This is a genomic window from Klenkia sp. PcliD-1-E (genome assembly GCF_024124375.1).
GTDB lineage: Bacteria > Actinomycetota > Actinomycetes > Mycobacteriales > Geodermatophilaceae > Klenkia.
Genome location: NZ_JAMXRZ010000158.1, coordinates 1 through 7,862 on the forward strand (window position 1 = coordinate 1; position 7,862 = coordinate 7,862).

Consider the following 7,862-nt stretch of genomic DNA (forward strand, 5'->3'; position numbering starts at 1 on the left):
GGCCAGCAGGTGCGGCACGTGGCTGATCGCGGCCACCGCGGCGTCGTGCTCGGCGGCGGTCACCGGCACCACCGACGCGCCCGCGGCCAGTGCCACCTCGGCCACCCGCAGCCAGCGCGGCAGCTCGGTGCCCGGCTCCAGGCACACCGCCCACCGGGCCCCGCGGAACAGCCCCGGGTCGGTGGCCGCGTGCCCGCTGCGCTCGGTGCCGCACATCGGGTGCCCGCCCACGAACCGGCCGCCGAACCGCTCACCCAGGGCAGCCAGGACCGGCACCTTCACCGAGCCCAGGTCGGTGACGGTGGCGGCGGGGTCGACGTCCAGGTCGTCCAGCGCGGTGGCCAGCGCGGGGATGGGGGTGGCCAGGACGACGACACCGGTCGCCTCCCGGGCGATCCGCACCCCGCGGGCCGCGGCGGCGTCCCGCGCAGCGGGGTCGGTGTCCCAGCCGGTGACCGCGCGGCCGGCGGCGACCAGCGCGGCCGCCAGCGACCCGCCCAGCTGGCCCAGCCCGACCACCGCGACCGGTGGCGCCTCCATCGCCGGGACCGGGAAGCTCACCGGACCACCTCGCTGGCGCTCGGCGGCCCGCTGACCCAGGCTGCTGCGTTCCCGGGCTCGCTCGCGAGCTCGCTCACCGCAGCTCGTCCGGCGGGGGGACCTCGCCGGAGGGGTTGGTGCCCTCGCCCGGGGTGGGCAGTGGCTGCTCCACCTGCGAGAGCTGCATGGTCGGGGGCACCGGCGGCGGCGCGGTCATCGCCACCACCTCGTCCTCACCGGGCAGCTCCCACGGCGTGCCCAGCCGGAACACCCGGGCCAGCGCCGTGGCCACCAGCCGGTGGTCGGACGCCCGGGCCTCGATCCGGTAGACCGCCGTCCGGGCGCTGCGGTGCACCTCGGTGCCCTCGGCGACGAGCACGTCGCCGGGCCGGCCGGGGGAGAGGAACTCGGTGTGCACGTCCTGGGCGACCGCGAGCGTGCCGTGGCTGTTGCTCACCGCGGCGTGCACCACGTCCAGCAGCGCCATCGTCGCCCCGCCGTGCGCGGTGCCCGCGGCGTTCAGGTGCGCCGGGCCCACGGTCATCGACGCCCGGGCGTAGCCGGGGGAGACCTGCTCCAGCACGATGCCCAGCTGCGCGGCCAGCGGGTCCGCGGCCAGCGCCGCGAACAGCTGCGGCGGGATGTCGGGCTCGGGCACGTCGGCCATGATCGCACCCATGACGCCGCAGTCGTTCCTCCTGAGCACGCAGCTGGCGGACTACGTCCGCGGCTGCGGCGACCCGCCGGACGACGTCGTCACCGACCTGGTGGCCGAGACCGCGGCCATGACCGCCGCCGGCGACGGCCGCCCGACCTACCAGGTCGCGCCCGAGCAGGCGGCGTTCCTGACCCTGCTGACCCGCATCTGCGGTGCGCGCTGGGCGGTCGAGGTGGGCACCTTCACCGGCCTGTCGGCGCTGGCGATCGCGCGCGGCCTGCCCGAGGACGGCGGCCTGCTGTGCCTGGACCGGGACGAGCACTGGACGGACGTCGCCCGCCGGTACTGGGCGCGCGCCGGGGTGGACGAGCGCATCGAGCTGCGCCTGGGCGAGGCGGCCGACCTGGTCGCCGCGCTGCCGCTGCGCCCCACCTTCGACCTGGCCTTCGTCGACGCCGACAAGACCGGGTACGCCGGCTACGTCGACGCGCTGCACCCCCGCATGCACCCCGGCGGGCTGCTGGTGCTGGACAACACGCTGCGCGCCGGCCGGGTGCTCGACCCCGCCGACGCCGACGACCGGGCCATCGCGCAGCTCAACGCCGCGCTGGCCGCCGACCCCCGCTTCGACACCGTGCTGCTGCCGGTCGCCGACGGGCTGACGCTGCTGCGGGTGCGCTGATGCCGGGCTCCTTCGCCGTCCTCGTCGCCCGGGCCGGCGCCGGCTGGGAGGCCCGGCTGCTGGCCGACGACGCCGACACCGAGCTGCCGGCGCTGGAGGCCGCGCTCACCGGGGAGTGGCCGGGGCCGTTCGTGTTCGTCGTGGACAGCCGGCTGTACTTCGTCGCGCTGACCCACGGCCCCGGTGGCATGGTCCGGGCCATGATCAGCGACGGCGCGCTGCCGGAGTTCCTGCTCGCCGCCGAGGCGATGGAGCGCTACGGCATCGAGGGCGTGCACGTGGACGCCGACGACGAGTCCGAGCACCCGGCCGGGGACCTGGACCTGTTCGCCGACGCCGGCCTGCCGCGCACCGACCTCGAGCAGATCCTGGCCCAGGACCTGTGGGCCGACGAGATGGTCGCCGAGATCGCCGGTCGGCTGGGGTTCGCCGACGAGCTGGCCGCGGCGGTGGCCCGGTGACCGCGGTGGTGTTCGACCTCGGCGGGGTGCTGACCACCAGTCCGCTGGCGGCCTTCCGCGACTACGAGCGCTCCGTGGGGCTGCCCGAGGGGTTGGTGGCCCGGCTGAACACGACGAACCCGCACACCAACGCCTGGGCGCGGTTCGAGCGCAGCGAGCTCGACCGCGACGGGTTCGTCGAGGAGTTCGAGGCCGAGGCCCGCGCCGCCGGCCACGAGGTCGACGCCACGAAGGTCCTCGACGCGCTGCACGGCTCGCTGCGCCCGGCGATGGTGGCCGCCGTCCGGGCGCTGTGCGCCGCCGGGGTGCCGCGGGCGCTGCTGAGCAACAACGCCGCGCCGATGGACCCGGCGACCGAGCACGGCGCGCTGATGCAGCTGTTCGACGTCGTGGTGGAGAGCTCGGTCGAGGGCATCCGCAAGCCCGAGCCGGCGATCTACCCGCTCACCCTGCAGCGGCTCTCGGCCGCGGTCGGCCGGCCCGTCGAGGACGCCGAGGTGGTCTACCTGGACGACCTCGGGCCGAACCTCAAGCCCGCCCGCGACCTGGGCTGGCGCACGATCAAGGTGGTCGACCCCGCCGACGCGCTCGCCGAGCTGGGCCGCGCCACCGGTGTCGACCTGTCGACATGACGCCCGAGGAGGCCATGGGGCGCGCCCTGGAGCTCGCCGCGGACGCCGCCGGGTGGGGCGACACGCCGATCGGCGCCGTCGTCCTCGGCCCGGACGGCGTCGTCCTCGCCGAGGCCGCGAACGAGCGCGAGAAGGACGGCGACCCCACCGCGCACGCCGAGGTGCTGGCGCTGCGGGCGGCGGCCCGGGTGCTCGGCGACGGCTGGCGGCTGACCGGCTGCACCCTGGTGGTCACGCTGGAGCCCTGCACGATGTGCGCGGGCGCCGCCGTCCTTTCCCGGGTGGACCGGGTGGTCTACGGCGCGCCCGACCCCAAGGCGGGGGCGGCCGGGTCGCTGTGGGACGTCGTCCGGGACCGGCGGCTCAACCACCGGCCGCAGGTGGTGGCCGGGGTCCGCGAGGAGGAGTGCGCCGCGCTGCTACGCGCCTTCTTCCGCGCCCGACGCGGCCTGTAGGGTGCTCCACGGTGGCGTGTCCGAGCGGCCGAAGGGTCCCGCCTCGAAAGCGGGTGAGGTGTAAAAGCCTCCGTGGGTTCAAATCCCACCGCCACCGCCAGTGCGACCGAGGGCGGCACCCGACCACGGGTGCCGCCCTCGCTGCGTCCCTAGACCGCTACGTCGCTGTCCATCAGCAGCTCCCCGCGTGGGCCGGCCACCAGCGTGAACCGGTGCTGCTCGACCAGGTCCTGGCCGTCCTCGACGAACGTGACCTGCGCGGTGGCGGTCAGCGAGCCCTCCTCGGCGGTGACCTCGCCCAGCCGGACGTCGGAGAACCGGTCCCAGAACGCGATGTAGTCCTCGCGGCTGACCACGCCCTGCAGGGTCGGTCCGGTCAGCCGCCAGGCCTGCTGGGGCTTGTCCGGCAGCAGGGCGTAGTAGTCGGTCACCGCCTGCTCGACGTCGGCGGCGGTGACCGCGTCGCCCTCGGTGGTGGGAGCGGCCTCGGTCGTCGTCGGTGCGGTGGTGGTCTGCTCCGTCGTGGCCTGCGCGGTCGTGGTCGGCGACGCCTCCGTGGTGGCCGGGGGCGGTGCTGCCTGGGTCGTGGTCGCCGCGGTGGTGGTGGGCGCCGCGGCGGCGCTGCCGGGGTCCTCGCGCAGGTTCAGCCACAGGGCACCGGCGGCCAGCGCGGCGACGAGCACCGCGCCGACCGCGCCGGCCGGCACCCACGACTTCCCCGCAGCCGGCTGGGGCGTGGCCGACCTGCGCGGGGCCCCGTGCTGGACGGGCAGGTCGACGCGGGTGGGGTCGACCGGCGGCGGCGGCACCACCCGCAGCGGGGTGCGGGCACCCAGCACCGCCGTCACGTCGCCGTCCTCGGCGGCCACCCGGGCGAGGGCGTCGCGCACCTGGACCATCGAGGGCCGCCCCGCCGGGTCGGTGGTGAGCATCCGCTCCAGCACCGGGGTCAGCGCGCCCGATCGCACCGGGCGCTGCGGCTGGGTGCCGGCCACCCGGTACAGCAGCTCCAGGGAGTTGCCGCTGCTGCCGAAGGGCGGCTGGCCCTCCAGTGCGGTGAACAGGGTGGCGCCGAGGGACCACACGTCGCCGGCCGGGCCGGCCGTCTCGCCCCGGGCGGCCTCGGGGGAGAGGAAGGCCGGGGTGCCGGTGACCATGCCGGTCTGGGTGAGCTTCACGTCGCCCTGGGCGTGCGAGATGCCGAAGTCGGTGATCTTGACCAGGCCCTCCACCCGCTCCCCGGCGCCGACCAGCACGTTGCCCGGCTTGACGTCGCGGTGCACGATGCCCGCCGCGTGCACGGCGACCAGGGCGTCGGCCAGCTGCGTCCCGATCTGGGCGACCTGCTGCACCGGCAGCACGCCGTCGTCGGAGAGCACCGCGGCCAGGCTGCGGGAGGGCAGGTGCTCCATGACCAGCCAGGGCACCCCGGCGTCCTCGGCGACGTCGTAGACGGCGATGGCGTGCGGGTGGCTGATCCGGGCGGCGATGCGGCCCTCGCGCATCATCCGCTCGCGCTGGTCGCGGGCCGACTCGTCGGTGGTCCCGACCGGCAGCACGATCTGCTTGAGCGCGACGCGGCGGCCCAGCCGCTCGTCGGTGCCCACCCACACCGCGCCCATCCCGCCGCCGCCGATGCGCTCGGCGAGCAGGTAGCGGCCGGCGACCCGGTGTCCGGGCCCGACCTGGGCGGGTGGCGTCATCCCCTCGACGCTACCGGCGCCGGTGCAGGTGGGCCCGTTGCGCGCGACCGTTCACGAGCCCGGTGCGCCGAAGCGGCGGGTGTACTCCGCCTGCGCGCCGGCCGGCAGGGCGTCGTAGAGCTCGCCCAGCTCGGTGGTGCTCCCGGCGGGCAGGTCGTCGAACAGCTGCGCCCAGGTCGGCGGCTCGTCGTAGCTGCGGGTGAGCAGCAGTTCCCAGGCGCGCGACTGCCGGTCCCGCTGCGCCCGCTCGGCCGCCGTCCGGGTGAAGAACAGGTCGCGGGCGGCGTCCTTCTCGGCCCGGGTGGCGTCCGCGGGCAGGCCTGCGGGGTCGGTCGCGGTCAGCGCGGCCACGATGGCGTCGACCACCTCGGGACGGACGCGGTGGGTGTCGGTCATCGGTGGCTCCCGGCGGCTGGCGGACGTCGGGGCCGATCGTGCCGTGCGCACGGGGTGGCGACCACACGGCCGGACCGGGCCCGGTAGTCTGACCGGCGCACGTTGGAGGATTCGCCTAGTGGCCTATGGCGCTCGCTTGGAAAGCGGGTTGGGTGCAAGCCCTCGGGAGTTCGAATCTCCCATCCTCCGCTCCCCCGTCCCCGGGTCCGCCGACCCGGGGACGTCCTCTAGACTCGGCGCAGACCCCTCGTGCGGCGTCACCCCGTGAACCTCCCCAGGGCCGGAAGGCAGCAAGGATAAGCGGGCTCTGGCGGGTGTGCGGGGGGTCCCTTGCATGTCCGGACCTGGTTGAATGCATGACGCTTCAACCAGAGGGGACGTCGTGCCGAGTCGTCGTACGTGGGTCGTCGCCGGGGCCCTGGCCGGGGTCGTCGTGGTCGGTGCCGTCGCCGGGCCGCTGGTCCACGCCGCCCTGCAGGAGGACGCCGCACCGGCGCGGACGGTGCAGGTGCAGGAGTCCGACGCGCCGCTGGTCGAGGTCACCGACGGCACCTGGACGATCGGGCCCGGGTCCTCGGCCGGGTACCGGGTCGACGAGGTGCTGGGCGGTGCCGACGTCACCGTCGCCGGCACCACCGACCAGGTCAGCGGATCGGTCGTGGTGTCCGGCGGGGACCTGCAGTCGGCCCAGGTCGACGTCGACATGGCCTCGGTCGCCACCGACAGCGGGCGCCGCGACTCCTACTTCCGGGACAGCGTGGTCGAGGTCGGGCAGTTCCCGACCGCCACCTTCGCCGTGGACCGGGCGGTCGACCTGCCGGAGCTGACCGGGACGCCGGTGACGGTGCCGGTCGCCGGGTCGCTCACCGTGCACGGGGTGACCCAGGAGGTGGCCGTCGACCTCTCGGTGGTGCGCACTGCCGACGGCGTCCAGGCCTCCGGGTCGATCCCGGTCACCTTCTCCGACTTCGACGTCACGGCACCCGACCTCGGCTTCGTGTCCGTCGAGGACAGCGGGTCGATCGAGTTCTTCCTGTCGCTCGTGCAGTGACGCCCGGGGCTGTCGGTGCCGGCCAGTAGCCTCGGCCCGTGGCATTGGCGCTCTACCGCAAGTACCGCCCGGCGACCTTCGCCGAGGTGGTCGGGCAGGAGCACGTCACCACCCCGCTGGTCAACGCGGTCGACGCCGGGCGGATCAACCACGCCTACCTGTTCAGCGGCCCGCGCGGCTGCGGCAAGACGTCCTCGGCGCGGATCCTGGCCCGCTCGCTGAACTGCGAGCAGGGCCCCACCTCCACCCCGTGCGGGGTCTGCACCTCCTGCGTCGCGCTGGCCCCCGACGGCCCGGGCTCCATCGACGTCATCGAGATCGACGCGGCCAGCCACGGCGGTGTCGACGACGCCCGCGACCTGCGCGAGCGGGCCTTCTTCGCCCCGGTGCACAGCCGGTTCAAGGTCTACATCGTCGACGAGGCCCACATGGTCACCACGCAGGGCTTCAACGCCCTGCTCAAGGTGGTCGAGGAGCCGCCGGAGTTCCTGGTCTTCGTCTTCGCCACCACGGAGCCGGAGAAGGTGCTGCCGACCATCCGGTCGCGCACCCACCACTACCCGTTCCGGCTGGTGCCGCCGGCGACGCTGCGCCAGCTGCTGGAGAGCACCTGCGAGCGCGAGGGCGTCGCCGTCGAGCAGACCGTGTTCCCGCTGGTCGTGCGGGCCGGCGGCGGCTCGGTGCGCGACTCGCTGTCCATCCTCGACCAGCTCCTGGCCGGTGCCGGCCCCGAGGGCGTCACCTACCGGACGGCGGTCGGGCTGCTCGGGGTCACCGACGACGCGCTGCTCGACGAGACCGTCGACGCCCTCGCCGCCCACGACGCGCCGGGGGTGTTCCAGGCCGTCGACCGGGTGGTGGAGGCCGGCCACGACCCGCGGCGGTTCGCCACCGACCTGCTCGACCGGCTGCGCGACCTGATCGTGCTCGACGCGGTGCCCGAGGCCGGCGGCAACGGCCTGCTCGACTGCCCACCCGACCGGCTGGACCTGATGAGCCGCCAGGCACAGGCGATGGGGGCGGCGACGCTGTCCCGGCTGGCCGACACCGTGCACGAGGGCCTCACCGAGATGCGGGGCACCACCGCGCCGCGGCTGCTGCTCGAGCTCGTCTGCGCCCGCATGCTGCTGCCCGGCGTCGACGGGTCGGCCGCGGCCACCCTGCAGCGCCTCTGACACCATCGAGGTGCCCTCGGGGCCGGACAGTGCCCGGATCGCCCAGCGGCTGGACTGCCCGCTGCGCAACGTCTTCCCCGAGCCGAGAACAGGGTCTGCGGCTGACCGG

At 75.3% G+C, this 7,862-nt stretch carries 9 protein-coding genes, 2 tRNA genes, 1 other RNA gene and 1 pseudogene; 9 read left to right on the forward strand and 4 right to left on the reverse strand.

Annotated elements, in window-relative coordinates; translation table 11 throughout:
• Positions 1 to 561, reverse strand: a 561-nt coding sequence (locus NH342_RS20760) for a prephenate dehydrogenase/arogenate dehydrogenase family protein (RefSeq protein ID WP_253017903.1), incomplete at its 3' end; no start/stop codon positions are given.
• 73 nt (positions 562 to 634) lie between these two features.
• On the reverse strand, positions 635 to 1,207 hold the full coding sequence (locus tag NH342_RS20765; protein WP_253017905.1) for a hotdog fold thioesterase: 573 nt from the start codon (positions 1,205 to 1,207) through the stop codon (positions 635 to 637).
• A gap of 10 nt (positions 1,208 to 1,217) precedes the next feature.
• On the opposite strand from NH342_RS20765, the gene NH342_RS20770 reads away from it, so the two are divergent.
• The 5 genes from NH342_RS20770 (at position 1,218) to NH342_RS20790 (ending at position 3,528) form a co-directional block, all read left to right on the forward strand.
• Complete coding sequence (locus NH342_RS20770; RefSeq protein ID WP_253017907.1) at positions 1,218 to 1,880, forward strand: O-methyltransferase; 663 nt, start codon at positions 1,218 to 1,220, stop codon at positions 1,878 to 1,880.
• Entirely contained in the window at positions 1,880 to 2,341 is a 462-nt protein-coding gene (locus NH342_RS20775) for a tRNA adenosine deaminase-associated protein (RefSeq protein WP_253017909.1), read from the forward strand. Before NH342_RS20770 ends, NH342_RS20775 begins: the two co-directional genes overlap by 1 nt.
• A complete protein-coding gene (locus NH342_RS20780; protein ID WP_253017911.1) occupies positions 2,338 to 2,973 on the forward strand; it encodes an HAD family hydrolase in 636 nt (211 codons plus the stop codon). The genes NH342_RS20775 and NH342_RS20780 overlap by 4 nt, the downstream gene beginning before the upstream one ends.
• The gene (gene tadA, locus NH342_RS20785; RefSeq protein ID WP_253017913.1) at positions 2,970 to 3,428 is read left to right on the forward strand and encodes a tRNA adenosine(34) deaminase TadA; all 459 of its coding nucleotides are present in this window, start codon (positions 2,970 to 2,972) and stop codon (positions 3,426 to 3,428) included. Before NH342_RS20780 ends, tadA begins: the two co-directional genes overlap by 4 nt.
• Before the next feature lie 10 nt (positions 3,429 to 3,438).
• Positions 3,439 to 3,528 (forward strand) — tRNA-Ser (locus NH342_RS20790).
• Between the two features lie 49 nt (positions 3,529 to 3,577).
• Here NH342_RS20790 and NH342_RS20795 read toward each other — a convergent pair.
• Together NH342_RS20795 and NH342_RS20800 are read right to left on the reverse strand one after the other, a co-directional pair.
• Entirely contained in the window at positions 3,578 to 5,131 is a 1,554-nt protein-coding gene (locus tag NH342_RS20795) for a serine/threonine-protein kinase (RefSeq protein ID WP_253017915.1), read from the reverse strand.
• Positions 5,132 to 5,182: 51 nt separating this feature from the next.
• Positions 5,183 to 5,527, reverse strand: a complete 345-nt coding sequence (locus NH342_RS20800) for a hypothetical protein (RefSeq protein ID WP_253017917.1) — start codon at positions 5,525 to 5,527, stop codon at positions 5,183 to 5,185.
• 104 nt (positions 5,528 to 5,631) lie between these two features.
• Between NH342_RS20800 and NH342_RS20805 the strand changes: the two genes are divergently transcribed.
• The 4 genes and pseudogenes from NH342_RS20805 to NH342_RS20820 all read left to right on the forward strand — a co-directional run.
• Positions 5,632 to 5,716, forward strand: a tRNA-Ser gene (locus tag NH342_RS20805).
• 49 nt (positions 5,717 to 5,765) lie between these two features.
• Positions 5,766 to 5,861, forward strand: an RNA gene (ffs, locus tag NH342_RS20810) — signal recognition particle sRNA small type.
• A gap of 48 nt (positions 5,862 to 5,909) precedes the next feature.
• Positions 5,910 to 6,578 carry a YceI family protein gene (locus tag NH342_RS20815; protein WP_253017919.1) on the forward strand — a complete coding sequence of 223 codons (669 nt, stop codon included), beginning with the start codon at positions 5,910 to 5,912 and terminating at the stop codon, positions 6,576 to 6,578.
• 38 nt (positions 6,579 to 6,616) lie between these two features.
• A pseudogene (locus tag NH342_RS20820) lies at positions 6,617 to 7,750 on the forward strand (DNA polymerase III subunit gamma and tau); the annotation flags it as partial.
• Positions 7,751 to 7,862: the final 112 nt, after the last annotated feature.

Bases quoted from the DNA above. Each gene is read 5' to 3' on its own strand.
- NH342_RS20765 (WP_253017905.1), bottom strand. From the start codon at position 1,207: ATGGCCGACGTGCCCGAGCCCGACATCCCGCCGCAGCTGTTCGCGGCG.
- NH342_RS20770 (WP_253017907.1), top strand. From the start codon at position 1,218: ATGACGCCGCAGTCGTTCCTCCTGAGCACGCAGCTGGCGGACTACGTC.
- NH342_RS20775 (WP_253017909.1), top strand. From the start codon at position 1,880: ATGCCGGGCTCCTTCGCCGTCCTCGTCGCCCGGGCCGGCGCCGGCTGG.
- tadA (WP_253017913.1), top strand. From the start codon at position 2,970: ATGACGCCCGAGGAGGCCATGGGGCGCGCCCTGGAGCTCGCCGCGGAC.
- NH342_RS20795 (WP_253017915.1), bottom strand. From the start codon at position 5,131: ATGACGCCACCCGCCCAGGTCGGGCCCGGACACCGGGTCGCCGGCCGC.
- NH342_RS20800 (WP_253017917.1), bottom strand. From the start codon at position 5,527: ATGACCGACACCCACCGCGTCCGTCCCGAGGTGGTCGACGCCATCGTG.